Origin of the sequence: Kitasatospora sp. NPDC096147 (assembly GCF_044763225.1) — a bacterium.
Lineage (GTDB): Bacteria > Actinomycetota > Actinomycetes > Streptomycetales > Streptomycetaceae > Kitasatospora.
The window spans coordinates 569,706-596,695 of sequence record NZ_JBIWFX010000004.1; the positions used below are offsets into that span (position 1 = coordinate 569,706).

The window sequence follows — 26,990 nt, forward strand, 5'->3', positions numbered from 1 at the left end:
ACCCGTCATGGGATTCAGCTATCGCACCGTCAGCCGCGCCGCGTACCACCTCGCCCCCGACGCGGCCCCCTGGACCACCGACTACCGGGCACTCCCCTTCCCCGAGCACGCCCGGGCGAGTCTGCTAGAGCTCTGCAATCACGGTCGGGAGGAGAAGGGCGGTACGCCCTACCGCACCGTCCCTACCTACCGGATGGACGGCGTACTGCAGAGTCTCGCTCCCGACCTCGTCGTGCGCGGACGCCCCAGCACCCCGGTGGGCCCCGACGAGGACTTCTGGCTGTACGTTCCCGCCGGACTGCCCCATCCGCTGCCCGACCGGACGATGTATCAGTTGCTCGACGTCTGGCTGCGCGACCTCGGCCACCGGGACGTACTCGGCACCGAGGGCTACCGGAAGCTGCTCCTGGAGACCTCCGCCGAGCTGCGGGCGGCTCCGCTGGTCTGGCAGGACGTGCCCCAGGTGGATCTGCTCGGCGGTAGGCCGACCGAGGGCGGCACGGCTGCGCCCACCGGCCGGCAGTACCAGCTGGCCACCGATGCGCTGGCCCGTCGCATCATGGCCCTCGACCCGTATCAGTTCGAGGGCGGCGAGCTGCGGTTCCGCGCGATCCCGCGGGGGCCCCGGGACCAGGGGGCCGAACTGATGTCCCAGCCGTACTCACGCGACGTGAACGGGAAGCCGTGGTGGTTCTCCATCACCATCAACATCTCCCTTCACACGGTGCCCTTCGACCCCAGGCCACGTCTGCACCTGCACACCGGCGTACGCCGTTGGGCCACCTACCCGCGCGCCGACACCGGCTCCCTCCACCTGCCCTACCGCAGGGCCACCACGGTCTACCTCAGTCCCAGTATTCCCTGGCTGCCCGGAGCGCCCACCAGCGAGCGTTACGCAGTGGCCCGGTTGACCCGGGTCCGTGGCAATGGTGATGACAGCGGCATGGTGGACTGGCTGGGCAACGGCCCGGCCGGCATCCTGCGTGGCCTGACTCTGCGTCAGAACTTTCCCGACCCTGCCGAGTTGCTGAGCACACCGATGCGATGGCTGGGTGACGGCCCGGGGGTGCGTGCCGCCGTCGTGCACAGCAACCACATGGGAGCACACGGGATCGGTGCGGGGTTGATGTCCCATCAGCGTTCGCTGGTCACCGAGTGGGCGGAGCAGGCGCTGCCCGAAGGGCTCGTCCGCGCCCCGGAGTTGATTCGCAGCACCACCGGTTCCGACAAGCCCGGCAACGTCCGCCTCAACGTCACGGGTACGGCGAAGAAGGCCGAAGAGGTCAGGGCAGCACATGCCCGCCGAGCGGCCCTGGCCGTCGCCGCGCAGCTGCAGACCGACGGGGCGTCAGTCCCTTCGGCAGGGCTGCCGGTCGTCGAAGCCCGGCTGCTGTGGCAGACCGCGGAACTGCGACAGGCCGCGGTCGGTGCGTTCGCCGAGATCCTCGGCCTAGACGGTGACGGAGGAGCCCCGCAGCCGGATCACAGCAACCCGGACGCCGTGGCGGCCGCGTTCGACAGCGCCAGGCCCGGAAGTCCTGTGCTGCTCCAGTGGCATACGCCCGAACTGACCGTCAGACTGCGCTGCCTCCCGCTGTCCGGAGGGATCGCCGACAGGCTCGACCTCGGGACCAAGACCGGCCCCAAGGGCAAGGTGCTCGCCGAAGCGGTGAAGATCCGACGCAGTGAGCTGGTCGACTTCCTCGCAGCTGATGGCGCCGCCCCCGAGGCGCCGTCCCTCGCCCTGGTCGAGATCGCCCACCCCAGCACTTTCCGGCCCTCGATCACCGATCCCAAGTTCGCGGTCCGCCTCGGTTGTGCGGATGCCGGTGTTCTCACCCAGTTCGCCGTCGTTCCCTCCAACGCCAAGGGCATCAAGACCCAGAAGAACGTGGATCACAGGGTCCGCTCGGGGTGGTTGGACGGACTGCGCCAACTCGGCGTGCGGGTACTGCCCGAGCACACCCTCGGCGGTGAGCTTTCGGAGGGCCTGCGCTATGCGGCGGTCTGGATGGTGAAGCGCCGCAAGGACGGCCCCACCCGGCTCCCGCTCCACCTCCCGGTGGCCGTACTGGTGACTCCGTTGCCACAGGGGGACGGGCTCGCGCAGGTGCAGGGTTGGGACGACGACACGGCCGACTGGATTCCGTACCCGAGCTTCCTGCTCGGGCTGGTCAAGAAGGCGGAGATCCCGGGTACGGAACCCGACCCGGCCATTCCCGACCAGCGGACCGACTCCGAAGCCACCACCCCTGCTCCGCCGAACCGCAGGACCGCCTGGCGCAAGAACATGGACCAGCAGCGGAAGGAGACGGCGAGCTTCCTGCAACGCGTGGTCTTCTCGCTCCGCGGCCGCCCGACCACGTTGATCACGCACTCCCAGAACAGCCGTAACCACTGGCCCTGGCTCCAGGACGGCAAGACCATGGCGGACCTGATCAGAACGGGTCATGCCCCTGCCGCCGGACTCGACATGGACCTGCGGCTGGTGCGGATCAGAGGAGCCGCCGGACGGGAGACGCCTCAGTGGTGGGGGACTGGCAGCCCCGACGGGATCAACGGCCTGCCTGCCGGGTTGTGGACCCAGCAGGACGAACCCGGTGCCGACCAACGGGTCTTCTACAGCACGACGGAGAAGGCAAGCCAGTTCAAGGCATCCGCCACCAGGGCCGATCGGCTGGCGCCCCGGCTGCTCACCAAGGGCAAGAACGTGGGAGAGCTCACCAGCGACGCCGACAAGCCGGCCTGGAATCCCGCGCTGGTCGAGATCGCAGTCCTCGGATGCCATCCGGACGCCGAGGCCGACGGGCCCGGAGACAACCCGGAGGCCATCGCCCTCGCGATGCACCAACTGCGCCAGGCCCCTGACTACTTGGACGCGCTGTCGCTGCCGCTGCCGCTGCACCTCGCAGGGCTGGCCCAGGCCTATGTGTTGCCGATGTTCGCGGACGGCACGGATGGCGGAGCCGAAGACGGAACGGCCGACGCCGACCCCGACCTGGCCGACGCACCCGGCCTGGCACAGGAGCCCGAGCCGGAAGGGCAGTTGGCCCTGTTCGGCTGAGTTGAACGGTGGGTGCCCTCCAAGGGCAGAGGGCACCCACCGACGTCAGCCGAGCCCGACTCTGCCGAGCACCTCGTCCGCGAGTGTGCGGAACTCCCGGTAGCAGGTGGCGACATACTGCTGGGTGCTTCCCAATGCGCCGTCAGCCGGCTTGAGGTCGAACATTGGCTTGCGGGCGTCGTGGGAGAGTGGCATCAGGCTGCGGTAGTTCCGCAGGGTCGCGATGCGGTGTTCGTTCTTGTCCCGGGGCGGAGCGTTCTCGCCAAGCACGGTCACCGCATAGAGCTCGGGGATGCGGTCCAGCCACCTCGCGTATGCCTTGACCGGGCGGTCGAGCCGCATCTCGGGCTGCATGATGACGTAGCCGAGCGGCTGCATGGCCGCCTGTGGTGCGGGGATTCCGCTCGGGACCTTGGGAAGGACAAGGCTCTGCCAGGCGTCGCGCCAGTCCCGGAGGGTGGGGCCGAGGTTACTGAGCCCCTTCAAGGAGAAGAGGTCCGCCGCGAGTGGCATCAGCACATGGTCCGCAGAAATGAGTGCAGCCCGGTTGATCGCGCCCAGGTTCGGGCCCACGTCCATCAGGACCACATCGGCTTCGACAGATCGTGCGGCCTGCTCGATGATGCGGTGGAACGCGGTGGAGGTGCGGATCGCCGCAGGATCACCGCCGTAGGCCCGGGACCACTCCAGCGACAGCTTGTCCTCGAAGCGGCTCAGATCGAGACTACCGGGGAGCAACCACAGGCCGGATTGCAGCTGGGCGGGCTCGACCGAGGCGATGTCACCCGTCCCCTCCAGGATCGGACGTACTGCGTCGGCGATCGTCTGGCCGCCGCGCACCCGGCTGGTGCCGGGCAGTATGGGGAAGGCCGTTCCTTGCAGGATGAGGTCCGAGGGGCTCTCCCACAGTTCCTCGATCTCCGACTCGTCCAGGAACATGGACGTGAGGTTGGCCTGGGGATCGAGGTCGACGGCCAGGACGGTCAGGCCGATCCGCCGGATCATGTGGGCCAGGTGGTAGGTCAGAGTGGTCTTGCCGACTCCGCCCTTGTTGTTGAACAGTGCGATCGACGTCATTCGGCGCTCCGGATGGTGACAGCCCAGGAGGAGTCGTCGACCTGGTACTCGGCGGGTGGGTTGCCGTTGCCGGCCAGGGATGCGCGTACACGTCCGATGCCCCGGCCGAAGCGGTTGACGTAACCGAGGCCCTTCATGGCAGCGGCGAGCGAGGGATTGCGGTAGTCGGTGACCCGCTCGAAGTTGTCCTCCCTGACCTGCCCGTACGGGCCGCCGGGGTTGGTCACCTCGATCCGGTCGTCGAACCAGACGATGCGGGTGGGCGCGTAGGAGGTCTCGTAGTTACGGTGCATCAGGGCGTTCATGCAGATCTCGCGCAGTGCCTCGAACGGGTAGTCCGGCTGTGGCGTCTCCTTGAAGCCGTCCTCCACCAGCCGGGTCCGGAGATTGCTGCGCAGGAGCGGTGCGAGCCGCGCTGCGACGCCGATCAGGTTCTGCCGCAGCTCCTGCTCGTCCGCGATCGGAGCGTCGAGGTCTGTGCCCTGGTAGCGGACGAACTGGACGTAGGCGCCGGGGATGCGGCTGCCGGGGTCGAAGCCGACGGTGAGCAGGCCGAGGGCGGTGGGAGTGGCCTCCGGGGTGCTCAAGTGCAGTGAGGAGAGCTGCTGTTCGAGGGGTCGGCCGTTCTCCTGGATCACCTCGGGATCGACCATGGAGGGAAGGTACGACCGCTGGAACAGGTCGATGTCGAGGTCGTCCACGCCGGCACCGAACACGGGGCGACTGTCGAACGGGCCGTCCTTGGCACGTCGGCGTTCGGAGAGGACACGCTCGTCCTCCCGGTTCGCGCGGCGGGTCGTCGGCCCCGGCCGCACCCAGATCACGCCCTCGAAGCGGACCGGGGGAGCGGCTGACGCTTCGACATGAAGGTGCACAACAGGCTGGCCTCGGTAGACGGCGGCCTGCACGGTGAGCGAAGGGCGGTCCAGGAGGCGGCCGTCGTCCCGCAGATCGGTCAGTGCGAGCAGGGCGCGGTCGCTGGTGTCCACACCTTCGACCGGAGTGCCGTCGTCGGCCACGCCGATGAGGATGTCTCCGTACCCCTTGCCGGTGAGGTCGTTGGCCATCGCACACACGGCATTGCCGATGGCATCGCCACGCTTACCCTCTCGCTTCGCGGTGCTCTTGAATTCCAGGGTCGGCGACTCGCGAGTGCCGAGTACGTCAGCCAAGTCCATGTCGTCTCCACTCACGATGCTCATTGTGCTGGTCCCCGCTGTTCGACAAGGTCGCGGCTCGTCGGTGAAGGCAGGAAGGTGCTGGCCGTGCCGTTCCAGGACACGGACAGCGCCTCACGGGCCCGGGTACAGGCGACGAACAGCAGGCAGCGCTCGGCGAGCAGATCGCTGTCGTGCTGCAGCCGGTCGACCTCGACCGGGGTGACCGCCGGTGGGTAGGGGAACGCTGCCGCACTCACGCCGAGCACCGCGACGCAGCGGAACTCAAGGCCCTTCATGGCATGCATCGAGGCGATGCGCACACCCGGTTCGTCGGATGAGGGGGCGTCCTTCACCAGGACAGCCGCGATACCTTCGGCCGACAGCCGGGCCTGGACCCTGGCGCCCAGGGTGTGGAACCGACTGCAGACCGCGATCTCGGACGGACGGACCCCGGCGTCCAGCCATGCCCTGACCTGTTCCAGCAGCGCTTCGACCTCGCCCTGCTCGGAGCCGAAGCCGCGTGCGGTGGGGCCGGTGCCGTGCAGCGCCGAACGGTAGCCCGCGAGGGTGTCGGCGCCGTCGCCGCTGAGATCGTCGATCTTCTGACGCTCCAGCAGCGCGGCGGACCAGGTCAGGATCTCCTCGGTGCTGCGGTAGTTGACACGCAGTCGGGAGCTTCGCCCGGTGACGCCGATGCCCAGCGAACCGAGCGAGACCCGGGAGTCGTAGATCCGCTGATGCGGATCACCGGTGATGAACAGGTCGTCAGCCCCTGCTGCCACGACCGATCGCAGCACCCGCCACTGGACCGGGTGCAGATCCTGCGCCTCGTCCACCACGACGTGCCGGTAGCGCGGCGCCGACAGGTCGGCGGCCTGGGAGCAGAGTTGCAGATGCGTGCGCTTGCCCTCAGCAGTGAGCTGACGCTCGAACTCGGCGGTGGCTTGCCACAGTCGAGGGCGGACCGCGGGTGGGAGAGAGCTTCCACGGCCTCTGCGGCGGCAGCCGACGTACTCCTCGACCGAGCGCAGATCCTGGGCGAGCACCACGTGGCGGTACTCCTGCGCGAGGAACTGCTCGGTCCAGGGCAGGTCGAACTTCTTCCGCAGGGCTCGCCAGCGTGAGCGTTCCTCGGCGTCGTCGATCAGGTCCGGGACCTTGCCCTTGGCCTCCTTCACGATCCGGTGGGCCACGGCGTTGACGGTGGTGACGTCGACCCGGGCCAGCAGGTCGGCATCGTCGAGGAGATGAGTGAGGTTCTCGCGCAGGGCGGTGGCGAGGGCGGTGGTGTAGGTGGTGAGCAGGATGCGGGACCGGTCGTCGGACGGCAGTTGACTGTGCGTTCGCTCCAGGAGGTGCTTCACCCGGTGCAGTGCGACCACGGTCTTTCCGGTGCCGGGCCCGCCCGTGACCTGAGCCGGCCCACCGTAGGACATGCGGTAGGCCACGCGCCGCTGGGTCGGGTGCAGGAACACCCGCCAGGCGGCAAAGGGCTTCCGGAGGATGTCGTCCAGCTCGGCCGGACCGGAGACCAGGGTGATCCGGTTTGGCGTGTTGGCGATGGCGGTGTCGAGGTCACGGGGGTCCAACTGGCCGGGGGAGGCAGGCCGGCGGACGGCGACCACGTCGCGCCAGACGTCGTCGGTGCCGAAACCCTCGGCGAGGTATTGCAGTACCTCGAACTGGTCCTCGGGGAACAGCCGGGCGAACGCCTCCAGTTGGGGCTTGTCGGTGATCGTCCGGACGGCCGGGAGCAGGCCGTCGTCGATGCCGAGGTGGCGCAGCGCGGTGTCGGAGTGCTCGCCGAACAGACGGGACGGCTCCTGTGCCGCCGCCTGTTCCAGGAGGGGAGTCAGCTGCTCGATCGCCACCACGTTGCGGACTTCGAGCCCGTGCGTGGCGGAGTTGACGGTGTAGAGGCGTTTGGCCGCCCACTCGTACGCCTTGTCGTGGGGCACGACGTTGACGAGGAGGAAGGTCTGTCCGCCGTCGTCCGGCGCGAGGACGACCCCCCGCCAGAAGTCGGTGATCCTGATCGTGCGCATGCGGGGATCACGGGCATGCTCGACCGACTCCAGGTGGAGTCCCTTGTCGGCGTGCAGTCCCGGGACGGTGAGCTGCTGGAACTTCGCCATCGCCTTGCGCACACCCGCGCGCACCGGCTTCTCCAGCTGCTCGTACTCCTCCCAGAAGCCGGTGGCGAACGCGAGTTGGGGCACGGGGCTACTCCGGAGTGGCGGTGCGGGCGGCGTGGCGGGGGCCCTGGCCGGGGGGCGGGCTGAGAACTGTCTCGTAGGGGACGCCGGTACGGGCGGCTTCGGTCATGGCGTCATAGGCCTGGAGGATCAGGTTCTTGGTACGGAAGGTGTCGTGGGAGGCCTCGTCCTTGCGCTTGAGGATGGGGAAGGTGTCCATGATGTAGTCGACGTCCTCGCGGGTGACGCCGTAGAGGTGGAAGAACGCGGCGTCGAGCTCTGCGCGGAGCAGCTCCCGGCGGGACTCGTCCCAGCGGAACGGGGCGCCGGTGTCACCGAGGTCGCGGGCGAAGGGGGTCATGTCGTGGGCGGTGTAGGTGAGTTCGAGGGTGCGGTGCGATAGCCAGCTCGCAAGTTGTCCACCGTCCCACACATAACTCTTGCCGTAGGCGGCGGGAGGCAGAACGGCCAACTGCTCGAACTGGAAGAAGTTCAAGTTCGATCCAGCGAGCTTCTGCCGCAGCACGTAGTCGACCACCAGGGCGGTGGTGTTCGCATAGAGAGCTGATGCATGCTCTCCGAGCTGAGGTACGAGCAGGTTGCCGGAGTCCCCGAGGCCGATGCTAGGGAAGAGAAACGACAGGACTGTTCGTTCATCCGAGGAACGGCAGATTTTGCGAAATCCCATGAGCCAAGGACGATCCCACGCTTTGTCGGCCAGGCGAGTCGCCATACCTGCCGCCCACACCACTCTTCCCTTCGCGTCGCGCTTCTCCGTCGGCACGTCGAACTCCGGTACCCAGTACCGCGGCATCGGCACGAATTCCGGATCGTCGTGCTGCTCCGGAGTGAGCCGCGGGAGAGTGCCCATGTTGGCCTGAGCCTCGGTCTGGCCCTCGTAGGTGCCGAGGCGGTGGTCGAAGTGGTGCAGCATCTTCGCTTCGTACAGCGGCAGCATCCGCTGTTCGCCGCGCGTGAAGATGTTGCCCTCCAATCGCCACCGTTCGCTGTTCTTCGCTGGCTCGGCCTCCAACTGCTCGCGGGTGCGGAACAGGTGTGAGTCGTTGGACATGTGGAACATGGTCCCGAACGACAGCCCCCAAGGGTTCCCCTCCGGATCGTCCTCGCGGAGCAGGACCGGCACCCGCCGGTAGATGCCGAGGGTGATCTCCGCGTCGCGCCGCGAGCGGAACACCGGAAGCGTCCCGGTGTTGGGGTTGACCAGCAGGATCTCCTCCGGCGGCATCGCGAAGCGGCGGTCCGCGAGGTCGGCCATGTAGCGGGTGCCGAAGGCGAAGGAGGCCTCCTGCACCTGTGCGGCGTGGCCGGCCACCGTCAGCAGGCAGAACCGGACCCGGTGGTCCACGTCCCGGCTGAGGATGAACGCCTCGTTCTCGAAGTCCAGGAAGGAGGCCAGCCGACGGCTACGTACCAGGTCGGAGAAGAACGGCGCCGTGGTCGCGTCGGTGGCGATGCCCGTCGGAAGCACCAAACCGAACTGCCCGTGCGGGCCGATGGCTTGAGAAGCTGTCTCGGCGAAGACCGCATAGGTGTTGACGTCTCCTCGGCCCGCGAGGGGGAACCGATCCGAGTTCCGCAGCAGCTGGCTGGTGCCTTCCGCCAGGCGCTTGGCCTCCTCGAACCGCTCCAGCAGGTCCCGCTCGCCGGGCTCGTCACTGCTTGCGAGGCCCTTGATCAGCCGGTCGCGGGCAGCCTTGTTGGGGGCGTTGGCGATGCCCTCGTGCAGCGAGGCGAAGAACTCCTGTTCCTGCAGCTTCACCCGCTCCCACGGCGGGTTTCCCAGCACGCACGAGAACCCACCGCTCCAGCCGGTCCGGCTGTCCACCCCGACCAGTGAGGCGTCCTCGTCCGGTACGGCGAACACCTCGGGGAACTCGATGTGCCAGTGGAAGAACTCGTACTCGGCGGCAAGCCGCACCACCTCATCCGTGACGCTCCGTTCGATTGCCGCAGAGTCGTTCTGCAGGTCCAACAGCGTTCGCGTCGTGATGGCCGGCGGTGCGTCAGGAGTCTTGCGCCATACGAACGCACTGCACCAGGCATCGGCGAGTTCCCGTGCCCGCACATACCCCGGAGACGCGGTCAGCGCGTTGTAGCGGTCCCGCTGGGTGTGCACGTCCACCAGGGTGTTGTTCACCGCTTCGGTGATCCCGGCGGCGGTCCGGGCCAGCCCCTTATTGGACAGCGACAGTCCGGCCTGGGTGAAGAACTCGCCCTGTACCCCACCCTTCGCACGGTCCTCATAGGCGGCCCGTTCCAGCTTGTTCCGCTTTTTGAGTGCGGCCGTCCACTTCTTGTCGTCGCCCTCGATGGCGGTGTACGCGCCGTCCGGAACCCCCGCTGCCAGCAGCTTCGGCGTCGTACCGAGCAGCGAGTTGCCCTGCTTGACGTGGCCGTCGAGGAAGTTGAGGGCCTTGCCCGGCTCTAGGGCCTCCAGCCACAGCGAGACCTTGGCCAGTTCCACGGCCAGCTCGTTGAGGTCGACCCCGTAGATGCACCGCCCGATCACGTCGCGCAGCGCCGTCCGCACCACCTCCACGCTGGGCTCGGGGTCGTCGGTCCGTACCTGGGCGATCCGCTTGGCCAGCCGACGGGCCGCCGCCACCAGGAAGTGGCCGGAGCCGCAGGCGGGGTCACAGATGGTCAGGGCGAGCAGCGCCGCCTCCTGCTCCTCGCGAGTGCGGCCGGACTTGACCGCGTCGTCGAGTACTGGGTCCAGGGCGGAGTCCAGCAGCGACTCGATGAGTGCGGCGGGGGTGTAGTACGAGCCGGTGGTCTTGCGCTCGTTGCCGGCGAGGTTGTGCAGCTCGAAGGTACGGGCCGCCGGGTCGTGACGGGGGATCAGTTCCAGCAGGGACTCGTAGACGGAGCCCAGTTCCTCCGACCCGAGGTGCCGGTAGTCCACCGAGCGCCTGCGGCCGACCTTGGGGTCGAGGATCACCGACAGCGCCCTGATCGCCGAGAACAGGTGCTCGTTCGCCAACTCGCATCCGGCCAGGGCTTGATCGGTGTGGTTGGCCTCGAAGATGCCACCGAGGCCCGGCAGCCCGAGCTGCGGCAGGCCGCCGGTCTGCCCGAGGCCGTCCAACACCAGCCTGAGCGCCTTCCACTGATCGTCGTGCGGGCCGCCGCGCAGCCGCTCCGCGGTGCGCCGGAGCCGGGCCGAGGAGAAGTACTGGTCGTACCGCTTCCGGATGTCATCCTCGACATCGGCGGGGATCAGCACGTCGCGGTCCTCGGCGACGAACAGGAACAGCAGCCGGTAGGCGGTGCGGAGCAGGGCCCGGTGCAGCTGCTCCACCGACAGCTCGGCGGTGCCGAGGCGGTCGCGCAGCTCACGGTTGTCCGGGTGCTGGAGGAAGCCGGTGCCCAGGGTAGTGAGCGCTCGCTGGACGCCGACCCGAAGCTGCTGGAGTGCCCTGGTGCCGCTCTCCAGAGCCTCGCTGCGCCAGCGTTCCAGCCAGCATCCGGCGGGGGTGGCGGTGTCGCCGTCGCCGCGCGGTTCGAAACGGGACTGGTGGGCGAGCCGATAGAGCAGCAGGAACTCGGCGAACTGCTCGCCGTCGAAGATGGCCTGGAGGTCGAACTCCACGTAGGCGGAGCCGACCATCGAGGTCGAGTCGCGCAGCAGGCGCAGCAGCCGCCCGTTGGAGAGCAGACCCCAGAGGGTGCCCGGTCCGCTGCGGTTGAGGTACTCCTGCAGCATCGACTGCGGCGCGGAGGCGGCAACGCCGGGCGTCCGGTGGTCCAGGTCGATGTTCCAGCCGACCAGGTGGACCGGCATCTGCTCGGCGCGGTGGCTGACCGGGAAGGTCTTCTGGCCATCCAAGGAGGCCAGGCCGCCGGCCGGAGTCGCAGGGAGTCGGCCGAACTTCAGCTCCTCGAACAGCGGCAGCAGCCAACGCTCCCGGGTCAGACCAGTGGCGTGGACGGTCGTGCTCTCGATCGCGTTCTCGCGAACGAGCCCGTCCTGGTACGCCTGCCAGACGCCGCGCAGGTAGGCCCAGGAGCGCTCGGCCGCATCGCGGACGCTCTCGTGGGAGCCGTAGAGACGGTAGTCGGCGGGCTTGGCACCTGGGATGTCCTTGCCCGTGGCGATCCGCGCAAGCATGTCAGCGGGCAGCAGACCACCGACCGTGCTGACGCCGTTGAACACCGTGGTCCTGGCGACGCTCATCGGTTGCTGCTCCCGTTCTCGGTGGTGGCGTCGGCCGTGGCGGCCACGGGCCGGTAGACATAGACACCCAGCACGTCGGCCCGGTCCTGGGTGGTGACCTTGAGCCCGGCGAGGCCCGCCCTGGCGGCGCCGCGTACCCGGTAATGGGACTCCCGGAGCTGCTCGGCGAACAGCGCGCCGCGCTCGGCGAGCGCCGGAGCGAGCAGCTCCACACTGCTGACCGCACGTTCGGCCGTTCGGGCGGCGAACTCCAGGGGGATGTTGGCGTCGGCGCGTACGGCGAGGAGCTCCCGCGCCTCCTCCTCGGTGAGCCACTCGGGTGCGGCGGCGCTGCCACGGAAGGCCAGTAGCCGGGCGTCCTCCGCGATCTGGTGCCGTACCCGACGGTCCCTCATGGGGATGGCCAGCTGGAAGCGGTAGCGCACCAGCAGCAGCGTCGTGGGCTTCTCCACTGCTTTGGTGAGGATGACGCCGCAGCGGCGGGCCGGGCGCTGAGCGGCAGGCAGCCGCTGATCCAGTGCCGCGTCGAGGACGAAGCGGGCGAGGGCGGTCACCGCCGGGTCGGTACGGCTGAGTGCTGCCTCACCACGGGGGGCTGTCGGAGCGTCATGGAAGACCACCGGCTCCGGGTGCCGGGCGCCGAGGGCGGCGTCCAGTGCGTCACGCAGCCCGTAGGGCAGGCCGCCGGTCGACACGGTGAACCCGTCGGCAGTCTCCCGGGTCGCGCCGGACAGCCCGGCCGTGGCGGTGGGCATGGGGCCGACCTCACCGCGCAGAGCGGTCAGCGCGGAGCGGACGAAGTCACGGATCTCCGTGCCGGTGCCGAGCGCGGCCCGGACCTCGGCGACCTCGACGGCGACCTCTGCCTCCTTGATGGCGTTCTGGGCGTAGATGCTGCGGGAGGCCTTCTCACGCTCGGCCGCGCTCTGCCACTGCCGGTGCAGGTCGTCGCGCTGTTGGGTGGTGCCGAAGTCCAGCTCCAGGGTCAGCTGGTCGGCCTCCTCACCCCGGAGCAGCAGCCCTTCGAGCACCGCCGCCATCACGTTGTTGGACTCGTCGGGCACCGGGACGGAGACGCCGGTGGCCCGGCGGATCTGCTGGTACTTGCGCAGCAGCACGTCCAACACGATGCCGTCGATCCGGTTGTCGGTGCCGTAGAGGGTGACGACCCGCACCTTGTCGGTGAGCTGCCCGAAGCGGTCGACCCGGCCCTCACGCTGCTCGTGCCGGGTGGGGTTCCAGGCCAGGTCGTAGTGGATGACGGCGTCGAAGCTGTCCTGCAGGTTGACGCCCTCGGACAGGCAGTCGGTGGCGACCAGGACCCGCTGCCTGGCGGCCGGCTCACCCTCCTCGCCCTGTTCGGTGAGCTCCTGGATTCTGACGATCCGTTGGTCGGGCGACAGGGTGCCGGTGACGGCGGCGACGGCCACCGGCGGGTCCTGCGCCGCCCCGCGCTTGGCCCGCTTGGGCTGCAGCGCGGTCCTGAGATGCTCGGCGACGTAGTCGGCGGTGGGGATGAAGCGGCAGAAGACGATGGGGTTGTAGCCCTCGGCCAGAAGTTCTCGCACCACAGTGGTGAGCTTGGCGAGCTTGCTGTCCTTCGGGCCCGCGAGCTGCTCGGCCTCACGGGCCATTGCCAGCAGCCGCCGGCGGGCCGATTTCTCCGTCCCGTCGGCATCGAGGGCGCCGGTGTCATCGTCCGCGCCCTCCTCGCCGGCTTCGGCGCTTGACAACAGCGCACCAGGGACGGCATCGGCGGCTTCCACGGCCTCGTCGTCCGCCAGGTCCAGGACAGCGGCGCGGCCGATCTCGTCGGCCTCCTCGGGGCTGGTCGCAGCGGCGTTCGCGGCCCGGGTACGCAGAGTCTGCGCGGCGGCGGCAGGGGAGGAGGCCAAGGAGCGGAGCAGCGCCAAGGCCGACCACCAGCGCACCCGTTGCTGCAGCGTGCCGTCACTGTCCCGCACCGTCTCACGGGCGTACCGGATCACCCGGTCGACCAGGCGCCGGTAGTCCGGGGCGAGGCTGTAGGCGGCCTCGCTGGAGAGCCGGTCGCTGGGGAAGGGGGTGCCCTCACCGAGGTACTCGCGAATGTCACCCCGCCGACGTTGAACCAGGAATTTGGCCAACTCCCGCCGTCCGGCGTCAGTTTCGAGGCTCACCATGGCCAGTTTGGGGTCGAGCAGTCCGAGCAGGTTCCGGAACGGCTCCTCCTTGCCGCTGTGTGGTGTCGCGGTGACCAGGAGCAGATGGCGGGAGTCGTCCTTGGCCAGCTGCTGCAGCAGCTCGAAGCGCTGCTGCCGCTGGCGCTTCCCGCTGCCTCCCGCACCCAGCGCGGTCTCGGCGACGCAGGTGTGCGCCTCGTCGACGATCACCAGGTCGGGGCAGTTGTCCACGAACTCGCCGCGGTGCCGGGGAGACTTGATGAAGTCGGTCGAGACAATGTAGTTCCGGTCCGGACGGAACACCGACTCACCGAGCTTGAGCCCGCGCTCCAACCGCCCGACGGTGCTGGCCAGCACCAGCTCCGCGTCGATGCCGAACTTCCCGCGTAGCTCCCGTCGCCACTGCTCCGCCAGTGCCGGGCTGCACAGCACCACCAGGCCGCGTGCCTCGCCCTGCTTCAGCAGCTCGGCCGCGATCAGCCCGGCCTCCACGGTCTTGCCGATGCCGACATCGTCCGCGATCAGCAGCCGCACCGTCTCCTGACGCAGTGCCATGAGCAGCGGCACCAGCTGGTACGGCCTCGGCTCGACCGCGAGCGAGGCCAAGGAGCGGAACGGCCCGGCGCTGGAGTGGAAGCCGATCCGCAGCGCGCTGCGCAGCAACCCCGCCGCCGACTGGTTGCCGAGGTCGGTGGGGTCGGGTGGCGGAAAGCTCGCCGACCGGACCTCCTCCAGGGCGGGCAGGACGCCGGCCACGTCGTCCCCGCTGCCGCCGAGCGGTCGCAGCACCAGCAGATCGGGACCGGACTCGGGCAGCACGACCCACTCCCGGCCGCGTGCGTGCACCAGCGTGCCGACGGCGAAGCGCGGCGTGCCGTCCTGGGCGATGCCCGAGGCTTGCGTGGTCATTCGGGGTGACAGCCTTTCAGGATTTCTGTGGCGGATCGGAGCGGGTCAACGTCGGCCGGTGCCGAACACCGAAGGATACTTGCCGACAGCCGCTGCCCAGTCCTCGTCGTAACGGATGCGCACGACCTCCCAGCCGATGTCGAACAGTCGCTCCTCGGCCTCGGCATCCCGCATCGCCACATGCTCCTGGTCGTGGTGCGGGCCGTCGACGAACACGGCGACGGGTGACGGGCCGGACCGGTAGACGAAGTCCGGTCGGGACAGTGCCTCCTTGACCAGTACCTGCTGGTCGCTGGGCAGCTGGTAGCCGTGGGTCTGCAACCAGCTGACGAAGTCTCCCTCCAGACTGCTATCCACTCCCTCCCGCAGGAGATCGGCCTGCTCGGCGCGACTGCGCCCCGACTTGGCACCGGCGACCGACGCTCCGGCAAAGCGCAGCAGCAGCTCCCGCACCGAGTGACGGTCGATCAGCTCGTGCCACCGCTGGTTGCCGAAGGAGAGCAGGCAGTCGTAGCAGCCGAGTTCGCAGCGTTGGCCCGCCGACGGGCCGCCGAGGTCAGCGCCCGTGTCCGGGTCGAAGTGGGCGATTTCCAGGGCCTTGCGTGCTGCCCGCCGCAGTGCGTCCGGTTCGGCCTGGAGCCGACGCAGCACGCCCGCACCGCCCTCGGCGCTCTCGATGAACAGCATGCGGTCACGCTCGCCGGTCTCCGGTGGCAGCTGCTCCGAGTCCAGCTCGGAGTCCTCCAGTTGGAAGACCGCCTCGATGCCGCGTTCCAGGGCGTACTGCAGAGTCACCGCGTCCTTCGCCGGTACCTTGCGGTCCAACTGGAGGACCAGGATGTTGCGGCGGTCCTCGACGTACGGCACCACTCGCATCTTGCGCTGGAAGTCCTCGGCGGACTCCAGGCCGTCCTCCTCATCGCTGCGCTGAGCGCCGGGCAGGTCGGCATCCGAGCGGTCGCCCAGCCACTTGCCCTCGACCACGTCGAGCTGGAAGCCGAAGCCGCCCTTGCGGACGCTGCGCCGGTACCCGAGGTTGGTGAGCCGCACCGTGGCACTGTCGCCGTAGGACAGACCCGCGAGTGCTGTGCCCGCCTGGTCCACCGCCTCTCCGGTGAGCCGTCCGGGTCGCTCCCCGTGGTCGTGGAAGCGGTAGGAGATCTCCACCGCGTAGCCGGCCCGCAGCCGCTCCTCCTCGTCCGAGGAGATCCGGTCGCGCCGCTTGGTGAACACCGTGTGCAGCTGCAGTTGGTTGTTGCGGGCGTCCGGCAGCTCCTGACCGCACACTTCGCAGCGGTCCAGGCCGGGCCGGGGCTCGTGGTGGTAGCCGCAACCCTCGCAACGCTGGGCCGATCCTGTCACCAACTCGCCTGACTCGGTCGGCAGTTGGATGCGGTCCACCTGGTACCGATTGCCCTCGTGGTAGATGAGCGCGCCAGGACCGAACTCCCGGATCGCGATGAACCGCGACCGTTGCAGGTAGTCGCCGTCACGGCCGCCGCGGTTGCGGCGGCCGGTGCCGGGAATGTAGGCGGCCAGCGGCAGCCGGGGGAAGGAGTAGCCGGGCAGGAAGCCTTCGGAGGCGAAGTAGCGGTAGGGCGTGAAGTCGGAGAGGACCGACCCGGACTCCTCGTTCTTGAGCAGCCGCAGCTGGGTCTCGGCCTCGGCCCGGCGTCGCTTCGCCTGCTCCCCGGCATCCCGGGTGAGGGTGTGGTCCAGAATCCGCCGGTGTTGGATGTCCCGCTCTTCAAGGGACTTCCGGTACAGGTCCCGCCAGCGGTCGCAGGCTCGGTTGAACGCCTTCGGGGCGCGCGTCACCACGTGCTCCAACCACTGGTCGTCCCACCAGGACGTGCCCTCCAGCACATCCTTGGAACGGAGCAGGACGCGCTCGGCCCGCCGCCTCGCCCGGACCTGTGCTTCCGCGGATTCGATCTGCCTGCTGACATCCGTGAGCAGTTCCAGTGTTGGATGCTCACCCGCCGCGTCCAGCAGGTGCGGAAGGTTCCGGCCGAGCTCCAGCCCGGTCTCGGCCAGCCACAGGGCGTGGACGTGGGAGCGAACCAGGTCCTCGTTGCCGAGGTCGAGCCGAGGGGCGGCCACCGAGCCCGCGACCATCTCGTGGGAGCGGCGGAAGTAGTACTGGTCGTGGCTGTTGCCGGTGGCGCAGTAGGTGGTGACCAGCGCGGGCTGCCCGGACCGGCCGGCACGTCCGCTGCGCTGGGCGTAGTTCGCAGGGGTGGGTGGGACGTTGCGCAGTCCGACCGCGTTGAGGCTCGCGATGTCGACACCGAGCTCCAGGGTGGGCGAACAGAACAGCAGAGGAAGCGGAACCCCCTTCCGGAAGTCGGCCTCCCGCTCCTCGCGGACAGGCGCCGGTACCTGCGCCGTGTGCTCCCGGGCGATCAGTCCGGCGAGGCTGTCCGCGACTGAGCGGTACAGCTCCTGGAAGAACGGGTTGACCCGTGGACCGTGCCCCTCGTTGAAGCTCCGGCGTAGCAGGTCGGGCACTCCGAACTCGTCGTTCCGGGCAGTCCAGACGATGGCGGAGGCGTTGATCCGGTAACCGGGTACGCCGCCGCCCTCCCGTTCACTCACGACGGCAGTGAGCTGACCGGCCCGCTCCAGCACGGCCAGCAGGTCGATGATGATCTGCTGAGCATCCGCCAGGTTGATCTCATCAGGCCAGTCTGGGAACTGGCCCACCCGGCGCAGGTACCGGCCGAAGGCACCGCGCCCGGTCAGGTTGAGTTCGGCCCGGCTGCGGCCGGGCCGGCCGGAGCGGGCGAAGGCGGTGCCGACCTGTGGCGGGCGCCGCTCGGCGTCGGCCAGACCCCAGGGATCGACGAGGTGCTGCTGAGAGAGCTTGCGCATCTGGTCGAAGCCCTCGTCGGTGAAACAGGGGACGTCGATGGCGCGGACCCGGCGTAGCTCGTCCAGGAGCAGACGGCACAGCTGCGTGCGCTTCTCCGGGGCCGCCGTGCGCAGTGGCCCTGCTGCACCGGCCCAGTACTGCTCTGCGGCGGTGAGCTCGTCCAGGTCGGCGTAGGCGATGCCGAGCAGTCCGGTCTGCTCCAGGTTGGGCATGGTGATTCGCCAGCCGCGTTCCAGGTCGAGGTAGAGCCGGTAGGCGACCACCTCGCGCAACGCGCGTGCGGTACGGGCACGTTGGGAGCTCAGTTCTTCGGGGTGCAGCGAGTAGTCGGCGGGGGCCAGTCCGAGCCGGTCCACGACCTTCTGCGCGACTTCCTCGTGGTGCAGGCCGTCAGGCTCCGCGGACATCGCCTGGTACAGCGCCCCACGGAGCTGGGTGACCTGGACGAAGTCGTTGAAGTGGCCGGCCTGCAGGCTGGCGTCCTGCCGGTTGTCGACGAAAGTGAGGAGCTTGCGGGCGTCCTTGCCGAGCTCGCCTTTGGGTACGGCCTTGAGGCTCCGGACAATGCTGGAGCTGATCACCGAGCTCGCGGACGAGCGCCCTTCCTGATCGAGCGTCATCAGCTTGCCGAAGTCCTTGCCGCGCGCGGACTCGTAGCTGACGCCGCAGTGCAGGCAGAACATGAACGGGGTCGGGATGAACGCGGCGTACAGACCCTGACCGGCGTCCACCGCCCGTCCGTCGGGCGTCACCCAGACCGGCTGCGGCAGGCGCTTGGCACGGCTCGGGAGCAGACCGCTCTCTCCGGTATGGGCGTCGATCGTCAGCCAGGTGTCCGGGAGACGAGGATCGGCGGTCATCTGTTCGCGGGTGGCCGGCCAGGGAGCGCTGTCGCTGACGTAGAGGTAGCCGTTGTCCCCGTCGCCCTCCTGGCGGCGCCGGAAGGAGGTGCCCTGATGGTCGGTCACACGAGCAACGGTCAGATAGTCCTGGCCGCACTCGCGGCAGAAGGAGAGCGGCAGCAGCAGCTTCTCCTTCTCACCGGGCACACGGAGTTGGTAGGCACGGGTCAAGTGACGGGTCGCCTCGGTTTCGAGCGACGCGTGGACGGTGTCTCCCTTGGAGAGGAACTGGTGCAGCCGGAAGGCGAACAGCGGGCGCTCGGTCTCCGGGTCCTTGGCCTGGGCGCCTGCGCCCAGGGTGGCCCGGATCGCCTCGGCGCAGTCGGCCTCGGAGGCGGCGGTCAGGTCGGCGAGCTTGGCTGCCGCGCGTTGCACCGTTGTCGGCTTGGCTCGCACCAGCGTTCCGGCATCGGGGCCGGAGTCGATGGTGGAAAGGCCGAACTCGGACTCGATCCAGCGGGCGAGCGGGTCCGCGACGAGCAGGGCGCGTTCGGCGGGTGGCTCGGACCGCTGGATGGCGGTGAGCAACTCGTCCGGCGCGGGCAGCTGACCCGCCGTGGCTCGGACCAGGGTTTCGCCGACTACGCGGTCGGGCGAGACCGGGGTGTCGAAGAGCGTTTCGGCGGCTTCGGCGACCGCGCGCCGCTGGTCCTCCAGAGTGCCCTGTGAGGTCATGGTGGCAGAGGTGCCCACGCACTGGAGCTGCGGTGAGTCGCAGGCGTCGCGGACCCGGCGCACCAGCATGGCCACGTCGGCGCCCTGGCGCCCGCGGTAGGTGTGAAGCTCATCGAGAACCAGGAACTTCAGGCCGTTGGCGGCCTTGATCAGTCCCTTGCGCTCTCGCGGGCGGGTGAGCATGAGTTCCAGCATCACGTAGTTGGTGAGCAGGATGTCCGGCGGGTCCTCGAGGATGGCAGCGCGCTTGGCCTCGTCCTCCTGGCCGGTGTAGCGGTCGAAGGTCACCGGCTCGCGGCCCGGACCGTAACCGTGCTGCAGAAAACGTTCCAGCTCCAGGAGTTGGCTGTTGGCCAGGGCGTTCATCGGGTACACGATGATGGCCTGGACGCCTCGGCCGGAGCTGCTCTCACGGTCCCGCAGCACACGGTCGACGATGGGGATGATGTAGCTGAGGCTCTTTCCGGAGCCGGTGCCGGTCGTGACGACGTACGAGTGACCTGAGCGCGCGGCCTCTACGGCGTCGAGCTGGTGGCGGTGGAGGGTCAGCGGGCGCCCGTCGAGGGAGTCGGGCCGCTTGTTGGCGCGAAAGATCCGCGCGCACTCGGGGTGGAGCAGCCCGGCGTCCACCAGGCTGGTGACGACGCCGCCGGATTCGAAGCTGGGGTTGAGGGACAGCCATGGGTCCGGCCACTGTTCTCCGTCGGACAGTGCGCGGTCCACCTGGTCCTTGACGCGCTGATCCCGTACGACGACGGAGCCGGAAGTGAAATCCCGGTAGTCCTTGATCAATTGACCGTGCACCTTGAAGACGTCCACAGGTCCCTCGCTTGTTCTGTCCGTTGATCTTCTCCTCACCGTAATGGGTGAGAGCGGTCCTCTGCTGCGGTTCCCGTACATACCGACGTCCGGCGACTGGGGCGGTGAACCTTGGCCCCTCATCCCACCGCATGTTGTGAACTAAGTCAACGTGTAATGCGTGTGCTGGTGGCGGTTGCGCTAGCCTCTTCCGGTGGGCACATGCCACGGATCGCGCGGAGCTGGGGGACGGCATGGATATCGGGTCGCTGATCGCAGAGCGCTACCTGGTCAAAGCGGCCATCGGCCGCGGAGGGATGGGGCAGGTCTGGCTTGCGCAGGACAAGAGTCTTGAGCGGTCGGTGGCGTTGAAGACCATGATTCAGGGCGTAAGCCCCGACCCCGGGAGGGCCGCCCTCGAAGTGAAGCGCTTCGAACGTGAAGCGATGGCGGTGGCCCGGCTGGACCATATTGGGCTCGCAGCCGTGTATGACATGGGTGAGGACGGCGGGGTGCACTTCCTCGCCATGCAGTACGTACAGGGTCTCGACCTGGCAGATCTCATCGCGGAGAACGAGCGGCTGACGGTGCAACAGGCGGCTAGCGTCGCCGTTCAGATCTGCTCGGTGCTGGCGACCGCGCACGCCCAGCAGATCGTCCACCGTGATCTCAAGCCGGGCAATGTCCGAGTGCGTACGGACGGTGTGGTCAAGGTCCTTGACTTCGGCGCGGCCGCACTGCTTGACGCTGCGGAACCAAGGCTGACCAACCCAGGCTCCACCGCGCCGGGCACCTGGCAGTACATGGCCCCTGAGCAGATCGCGGGACAGCGGGTGACGCAGCAGACAGACCTCTATGCCCTGGGGTGCTTGCTGCACGAGATGCTCAGTGGCAAAGCGCCCTTCCGGCACAGTTCGCCGCTCATGATCCCAGAGATGCACCTCTCGGAGGAACCGTCGCCGCTCAGCCTGCTTGAACCGACCGTTCCGAGCCCAGTGGAGGAGCTCGTCCTCGAACTCCTGGCTAAGGATCCGGGGCACCGGCCCGCGCACGCGGGGGAGGTGTACCGGCGGCTGGCTGACTTCCTGCCGAATCCGCTTCCTGCCGAAAGAGCCCTTGCACCCTGGGCCGAAGCCGACCCTTGCCGCCCGTTCACCCACCCCATGGCCCCGGGGGCACGCCCGGTACGCAGCTGGGCCGCAGGGTGAGGTGGTTCTGTTACTGCTTTGGCGCTTCAAGGTGATGGCGGTGGGAGATTGAGGGCGAGTCCCGTGCCAGCGAGGACGTTGGCGCGGTACTGCAGTCGCTTGAGAAGCTTGGGGACAAGGGCTTCGAGCCGGTCGAGGCCAACGCTGGCGAGGTTCGCGAGAATGGGCTCGAGGTGGGCCCATAGGTAGTCGACCGCGTTCAGCGCAGCGGCGCATCCAGTCGATCTGCTCGGCCGTGTTCAACCGCGAGCAGTATCTGGTGGACCTGGTCGAATACGCCGGCCTCCGTCCACCGGCACAGCCGGCGCCGGCACGTCTGCCCTGAGCCGAAGCCCCGCTTCGGCGGCAGCTGCTGCCAGGCGATACCGATGAACGGCACGGACAGGACGCCCCACAGGGGCAACTGGTCGTCCACCGGCTGAGGGTCCGGGGCGCGCTGCGGCCGGGGCCGAAGGAGTGGCTCGATCAAGGACCACGGGTCGTCATTGACTATCCACGGCGCACCTTTGGCGCCGGGTGGGCCGAGAGCGATCTCGTCATCGCTCGCGACGGCTTCAAGCTGTGGAGGAAGGCCGGGTCTGGGGATCGCAGGACCCGGAGTAGGCCTCGGCCCGCTGGCGGACCGTGGGGGTCCGGCATGGCCTGCCGGACGGCTTCCGTATTCACGACCTGCGGCATAGCCGGACCAGCAACGATTTGGAGGCGGGAGAGAACCAGTCGAGGCGTGGGCGAACGCCCGGCATCACTCGCCCGGCTACACGATGACCAAGTACGGGCATCGGAGCAAAGCGGGGGCTGCGAAGCTGGCCGCTGGCAGTGCCCAGCGCATGGGTCCGGCTGCGCTGATCTAGAGCAAGATCATTTATGTGGGTCACGCGGCGGGGTGCACAGCCACCGCGCGGAGCCCGCAAAGCAAGAAGACCCCACTTGAAGTGGGGTCTTACCTGGTGTCCGAGGGGGGACTTGAACCCCCACGCCCGATAAAGGGCACTAGCACCTCAAGCTAGCGCGTCTGCCATTCCGCCACCCGGACCGGGTGTCCGTCTTCGCGGTGTGTTCCCCGCGGCGACATGTGTAACTGTAGCAAAGATCAGCTTGAGGACCCAAAACCGTGCCTACGGGGGCTCGCCGGGCTTCGATCCGGGGGAATGCTCTTGGGACGGAGCGGTGCCTGGGGGAGGATGGCCGGATGGTGCGGCGTGCCGGCCGGCCGGGTGGGCGAGACGACGAGGAGAGACCGTGAGCGAGGCGCGGACGGGGTCGACGGTGACCGGGGAGTCGGAGGTCGCCGACATCTGCCGGGACCTGATCCGGATCGACACCAGTAACTACGGGGACGGTTCGGGGCCGGGGGAGCGGAAGGCGGCGGAGTACGTCGCCGAGCAGCTCGCCGAGTTCGGTCTGGAGCCGAAGATCTACGAGTCGGCCAAGGGCCGGGCGTCCACGGTGGTGCGGATCGAGGGTGAGGACCCGTCGCGGCCGGGGCTGCTGATCCACGGTCACACCGACGTGGTGCCGGCCAACGCGGCCGACTGGACGCACGACCCGTTCTCGGGCGAGATCGCGGACGGCTGCGTCTGGGGTCGTGGCGCGGTGGACATGAAGGACATGGACGCGATGACCCTGGCGGTCGTCCGCGACCGGTTGCGGACCGGGCGCAAGCCTCCGCGCGACCTGGTGCTGGCCTTCGTCGCCGACGAGGAGGCGGGCGGCACCTACGGCGCGCGCTTCCTGGTGGACAAGCACCCGGAGCTGTTCGAGGGCGTGACCGAGGGGATCGGCGAGGTCGGCGGCTTCTCCTTCACCGTCAACGACCAGGTGCGGCTGTACCTGGTGGAGACGGCGCAGAAGGGCATGCACTGGATGCGGCTCACCGTCGAGGGCCGGGCCGGGCACGGCTCGATGGAGAACGACGACAACGCGATCACCGAGCTGTGCGAGGCGGTGGCCCGGCTGGGACGGCACAAGTTCCCGCTGCGGATCACCAAGACGGTGCGCGCGTTCCTGGACGAGCTCTCCGACGCACTGGGCGTGAAGCTCGACCCGGAGAACATGGACGAGACGCTCCGGGTGCTCGGCGGCATCGCCAAGATGATCGGCACCACGCTGCGCAACACCGCCCAGCCGACCATGCTGAACGCCGGCTACAAGGTGAACGTGATCCCCGGTCAGGCCACCGCGCACGTGGACGGCCGCTTCCTGCCCGGCTACGAGGAGGAGTTCCTGGCCGAGTTGGACAGCGTGCTCGGGCCCCGGGTGAAGCGGGAGAGCCTGCACTACGACAAGGCGCTGGAGACCGACTTCGACGGCGCGCTGGTGGACGCGATGCAGTCGGCGCTGCGGGCCGAGGATCCGATCGCCCGGGCGGTGCCGTACTGCCTGTCCGGCGGGACGGACGCCAAGTCCTTCCAGGACCTGGGCATCCGCTGCTTCGGCTTCGCGCCGCTGCAGCTGCCGCCGGAGCTGGACTTCGCCGGGATGTTCCACGGTGTGGACGAGCGGGTGCCGGTGGACGGCCTGAAGTTCGGCGTCCGGGTGCTGGACCGCTTCATCGACGCCTGCTGATCCCCGGCTCGCCCCCCGAGGCCCGCCTCCGGTCCCTCCGGAGGCGGGCCTTCCGTTTGTCGGAGGGGATGACGATGTCCGGGGGTGCAGAAAGGATTCTTCGAGGAGTCAACAGGGCGATTCTCTGTGCGAGTTGTCACCGCTGCGAGTGAATGCATGATCCGCGCCGTACCCCGTTCGGCCCATGCGCCGTTCACCCATTTGCAGGCCGGGAAACGGGCTGTGGAACACAGGAATCGACCAGGAGGAAAGACCCATGAAGGTCAAGAAGATCGTTGCCGTTGCCGCCGCCACCGGTGGTCTGGTGCTCGCCGGTGCGGGTGCCGCCGCCGCCCACGGCGGCGCGGCCGCGAACGGTTTCGCGACCAACTCCCCGGGTGTGCTGTCGGGCAACAACGTCCAGGTTCCGGTGCACGTGCCGGTCAACCTCTGCGGCAACACCGTCAGCGTGATCGGTCTGCTGAACCCCGCGTTCGGCAACAACTGCGCCAACTTCTAGTCGGAGTCCGGCTGTTGGGCCGGAATCCCACTGAGGTGCCGATGTCACGGACGGGCCCTCCGCGTACTGCGCGGAGGGCCCGTCCGCGTGTGCGAGGGACGCTCACTCGATGGGGTGAAGCGGCCCGTTCGGGTCAACCGCGGGGCGGCCGGATTCGTTGTTCGGTGTACCGGCGAAGACCGCATCGGGAATTCCGACAATCACACACCACTCAGGGGAGTACATGCGTCAGGTCGCTAAGAAGGGCATCTTCACGGTGGTCGCCACGGGGAGCGTGCTGGCCTCGGCCTCCGGCTACGCCTACGCCGGCGCGGATGCCCAGGGCGTCACCAGCAACTCGCCCGGGGTCGGCTCCGGCAACAGCCTCCAGGCGCCCGTGGACATCCCCGTGAACGCCTGCGGCAACACCGTCAGCGTGGTGGGCCTGCTCAACCCGGCGATGGGCAACGACTGCGCCAACAGCTCCGGCGGCTCCCGGCCCGGCGGCGGCGCGCACCACGACGGCCCGTCCACCAAGAGCGGCGGCGCGCACTCGGCCGGGACCACCGCCAACTCGCCGGGCATCGCCTCGGGCAACAGCGTGCACGCCCCCGTCTCGATCCCGGTGAACGCCTGCGGCAACTCGGTGGACGTGGTCGGGATCGCCAACCCGGCCTTCGGCAACAACTGCGCCAACGTCGCCACCCCGCCCCCGCCGGCCACCCCGGACGACGAGTGCGAGGAGCACGGCACCCACAACCCGCCGCCGCCCGCCACCACCCAGCCGCCCGGCACCCCCGGCGGCAGCGGCACCGGCGGACACGGCAACGGCCGTGGCGGCCTGCCCGGCGCCGAGCTGCCCGGCACCGGGACGGTGACCGCCAAGCCCGTCTCGTACACCGAGACCCCGCCGCCCGCCCCGGCTCCGGCCGCCGCCCGGACGGCCGCTCCGGCCGCGGTGGCCGCTCCGGCCCGGGCCCAGCTGGCGCAGACCGGCTCGGAGGGTCTCCAGCTGATGACCGTCACCGGGGCGGCGCTGCTGCTCGGCGGCGGTGTGCTCTACCGGCGCTCGCGCGCGGGCGCGCGCTGAGCCGACGGGTGGAGGGCCGGGGACGGTGCGCCCGCCGAGGTGCACCGACCGCTCCTCACCGACCGGCCCCGCGCTGAGGCGGGCCGTCCGCCGTACGCGCCGGAGGGGGCGTGGTGCCGAGTGCACCACGCCCCCTCCGGCGTCACGTTCCGGGTCCGGCCGGATTCACCGGCTTCCGGTCCCTGCGGGATGTCACCAGCTGCGGACCTGACGGATGATCCGTCGACGCAGCCGCACGGTGCGGCTGCCGTCCGGGAAGAGCTTGAGCCGGTCCAGCTCCCAGTGGCCGTACTCCGCGTGCTCCGTGAGCAGCTGCCGGGCCGCGTTGCGACTGGTGCCGCGGGGCATGCGCAGCGACTGGTACTCGTACTCGGGCTGCCGGACCAGCTTGGGTGGGGTCAAGACTCTCCTCCTGCGGACGACGCGTGCAGGCAAGCGTACGACCTGCCTGGGACGGCCGGGGTCGGTCGGAGCCCCGGGCCGCCCGTTCGGTCAGCAGAGCGTGGGCGTTCCGGGGGCTGACAGTCAATCAGTTTCGGTTCCGAGGAAGGGATACCCCGCCCGATCGGCGCCGATGCGCGGTGCGCCGGACGGCTCCGGGGCCGGTCGGTGCGGGGTACAGATCCGTCCGGACCGGACATCCGGGCGGAAGTTGCGGTGAATTCCCGGAAGTAGACGACAACCCCTGTGCGTGTCGAGCCTCCGGGGAGATAGCGTCAGCACCATGTCTGATGCCGCGCAGCTCACCACCGCCGAGGTACGCGCCGCCGCCGAGGCGGTCAAGGCCGCCATCGACCGCCACCTGGCGGCGATCACCAGCTCCGCCGAAGAGGGCGACTCCGGCGTGGTCGCCGCTTACGAGGAGCTCGCTGCGGCGGCGATCGCCTACGACCAGATCCTCTACGAGGTCTACGACGAGGTGACCCCCTTCGAAGTGCCGGGCGACGAGGGCAACGGTGGCTACGTCGGCCCGGACCAGCCCGAGGCGATCAGCGTGCTGATCCGCCGGGACTACCTGATCACCGATGCCAAGCGGCTGCGCGCGCAGGCCGAGCGGGTGGACAGCTCGCTGGTGCCCGGCGGCGGCCAGGACGGCAGCGGGGTGAACGCGGCCATCGGGGTGCTGTTCGGCGAGTACGAGCCGGACGAGATCGCGGCCCGCTGCGAGGAGTTCGGCCTGGAGGAGGGCGACTCCACCCTCTGGGTGGCGGCGGCCGAGCCCGCCGACCCGGGGGAGTGGCTCCCGGAGCCGTTCGACGGGGCCGACCCGCAGCTGCTGATCTGCCGCTTCGACGTCAGCGAGGTCTACGACGACGACCTGGAGGGCCTGGACGAGGAGGAGTAGCGGACTCCGCCCGGACCGCAGGGTGGTTCTGCGGGGTGGCCCCGCCAGTGGGCGCCGGTTGCCGGGCGGCCCGGGGCCGGCCCGGGAGTTCGCTGTCTGCGGCCTCGGGGCCTGAATGCCCCGGGGCCGGGTGTCCGGCGTCCGTCCCGGTGGCGCGACGCACGGCAGCATGACGTGGGGGGGGGGGGGGCCCCCCCGGCCCCCCCCCCCCCCCCGGGGCGGGGGGGCGGGGGGGGGGTGTACCTAGGGCAGCGCCGCCAGCGCCCCCCCGAGCGAGCCCAGCCCGGGG

Annotated in this window: 14 protein-coding genes and 1 tRNA gene; 6 read left to right on the forward strand and 9 right to left on the reverse strand. The window is 69.3% G+C overall.

From position 1 onward, the window contains the following. Nucleotides 1-7: 7 nt before the first annotated feature. Nucleotides 8-3,064, forward strand: a complete 3,057-nt coding sequence (locus tag ACIRBX_RS16685) for a pPIWI_RE module domain-containing protein (RefSeq protein ID WP_402297334.1) — start codon at nucleotides 8-10, stop codon at nucleotides 3,062-3,064. A gap of 45 nt (nucleotides 3,065-3,109) precedes the next feature. Here ACIRBX_RS16685 and ACIRBX_RS16690 read toward each other — a convergent pair whose 3' ends face one another. The 6 genes from ACIRBX_RS16690 to ACIRBX_RS16715 are packed head-to-tail and all read right to left on the reverse strand — an operon-like array spanning nucleotide 3,110 to nucleotide 20,117. Further along, complete coding sequence (locus tag ACIRBX_RS16690) at nucleotides 3,110-4,141, reverse strand: ParA family protein (RefSeq protein WP_402297336.1); 1,032 nt, start codon at nucleotides 4,139-4,141, stop codon at nucleotides 3,110-3,112. After that, a complete protein-coding gene (locus ACIRBX_RS16695) occupies nucleotides 4,138-5,343 on the reverse strand; it encodes an ATP-binding protein (protein WP_402297337.1) in 1,206 nt (401 codons plus the stop codon). Before ACIRBX_RS16695 ends, ACIRBX_RS16690 begins: the two co-directional genes overlap by 4 nt. Next, nucleotides 5,340-7,520 carry a UvrD-helicase domain-containing protein gene (locus ACIRBX_RS16700; protein ID WP_402297339.1) on the reverse strand — a complete coding sequence of 727 codons (2,181 nt, stop codon included), beginning with the start codon at nucleotides 7,518-7,520 and terminating at the stop codon, nucleotides 5,340-5,342. Before ACIRBX_RS16700 ends, ACIRBX_RS16695 begins: the two co-directional genes overlap by 4 nt. A gap of 4 nt (nucleotides 7,521-7,524) precedes the next feature. Beyond that, on the reverse strand, nucleotides 7,525-11,694 hold the full coding sequence (locus ACIRBX_RS16705) for an Eco57I restriction-modification methylase domain-containing protein (protein WP_402297340.1): 4,170 nt from the start codon (nucleotides 11,692-11,694) through the stop codon (nucleotides 7,525-7,527). Continuing rightward, a complete protein-coding gene (locus tag ACIRBX_RS16710; RefSeq protein ID WP_402297341.1) occupies nucleotides 11,691-14,765 on the reverse strand; it encodes a helicase-related protein in 3,075 nt (1,024 codons plus the stop codon). The genes ACIRBX_RS16705 and ACIRBX_RS16710 overlap by 4 nt, the downstream gene beginning before the upstream one ends. 45 nt (nucleotides 14,766-14,810) lie before the next feature. Continuing rightward, nucleotides 14,811-20,117, reverse strand: coding sequence for a DEAD/DEAH box helicase (locus tag ACIRBX_RS16715; protein ID WP_402297343.1), 5,307 nt, complete (start codon nucleotides 20,115-20,117; stop codon nucleotides 14,811-14,813). Nucleotides 20,118-20,269: 152 nt separating this feature from the next. Between ACIRBX_RS16715 and ACIRBX_RS16720 the strand changes: the two genes are divergently transcribed. Continuing rightward, on the forward strand, nucleotides 20,270-21,223 hold the full coding sequence (locus ACIRBX_RS16720) for a serine/threonine-protein kinase (RefSeq protein ID WP_402297345.1): 954 nt from the start codon (nucleotides 20,270-20,272) through the stop codon (nucleotides 21,221-21,223). 199 nt (nucleotides 21,224-21,422) lie between these two features. Here the strand turns inward: ACIRBX_RS16720 and ACIRBX_RS16725 are convergent, their stop codons facing one another. Both ACIRBX_RS16725 and ACIRBX_RS16730 read right to left on the reverse strand, forming a co-directional pair. After that, nucleotides 21,423-21,809 carry a transposase gene (locus ACIRBX_RS16725; RefSeq protein ID WP_402297634.1) on the reverse strand — a complete coding sequence of 129 codons (387 nt, stop codon included), beginning with the start codon at nucleotides 21,807-21,809 and terminating at the stop codon, nucleotides 21,423-21,425. A 359-nt stretch (nucleotides 21,810-22,168) separates the two neighbouring features. After that, a tRNA-Leu gene (locus ACIRBX_RS16730) sits at nucleotides 22,169-22,256 on the reverse strand. A gap of 206 nt (nucleotides 22,257-22,462) precedes the next feature. On the opposite strand from ACIRBX_RS16730, the gene ACIRBX_RS16735 reads away from it, so the two are divergent. The 3 genes from ACIRBX_RS16735 (at nucleotide 22,463) to ACIRBX_RS16745 (ending at nucleotide 25,356) form a co-directional block, all read left to right on the forward strand. Then, complete coding sequence (locus ACIRBX_RS16735; RefSeq protein WP_402297346.1) at nucleotides 22,463-23,788, forward strand: M20/M25/M40 family metallo-hydrolase; 1,326 nt, start codon at nucleotides 22,463-22,465, stop codon at nucleotides 23,786-23,788. Nucleotides 23,789-24,044: 256 nt separating this feature from the next. Beyond that, the gene (locus ACIRBX_RS16740) at nucleotides 24,045-24,287 is read left to right on the forward strand and encodes a chaplin (RefSeq protein WP_057234560.1); all 243 of its coding nucleotides are present in this window, start codon (nucleotides 24,045-24,047) and stop codon (nucleotides 24,285-24,287) included. A gap of 223 nt (nucleotides 24,288-24,510) precedes the next feature. Continuing rightward, on the forward strand, nucleotides 24,511-25,356 hold the full coding sequence (locus ACIRBX_RS16745; RefSeq protein ID WP_402297348.1) for a chaplin family protein: 846 nt from the start codon (nucleotides 24,511-24,513) through the stop codon (nucleotides 25,354-25,356). A 192-nt stretch (nucleotides 25,357-25,548) separates the two neighbouring features. On the opposite strand, the gene ACIRBX_RS16750 is transcribed toward ACIRBX_RS16745, so the two are convergent. Then, nucleotides 25,549-25,743 carry a DUF5703 family protein gene (locus tag ACIRBX_RS16750; RefSeq protein WP_402297635.1) on the reverse strand — a complete coding sequence of 65 codons (195 nt, stop codon included), beginning with the start codon at nucleotides 25,741-25,743 and terminating at the stop codon, nucleotides 25,549-25,551. 337 nt (nucleotides 25,744-26,080) lie between these two features. On the opposite strand from ACIRBX_RS16750, the gene ACIRBX_RS16755 reads away from it, so the two are divergent. Then, entirely contained in the window at nucleotides 26,081-26,701 is a 621-nt protein-coding gene (locus ACIRBX_RS16755) for a hypothetical protein (RefSeq protein WP_402297350.1), read from the forward strand. Nucleotides 26,702-26,990 lie beyond the last annotated feature (289 nt).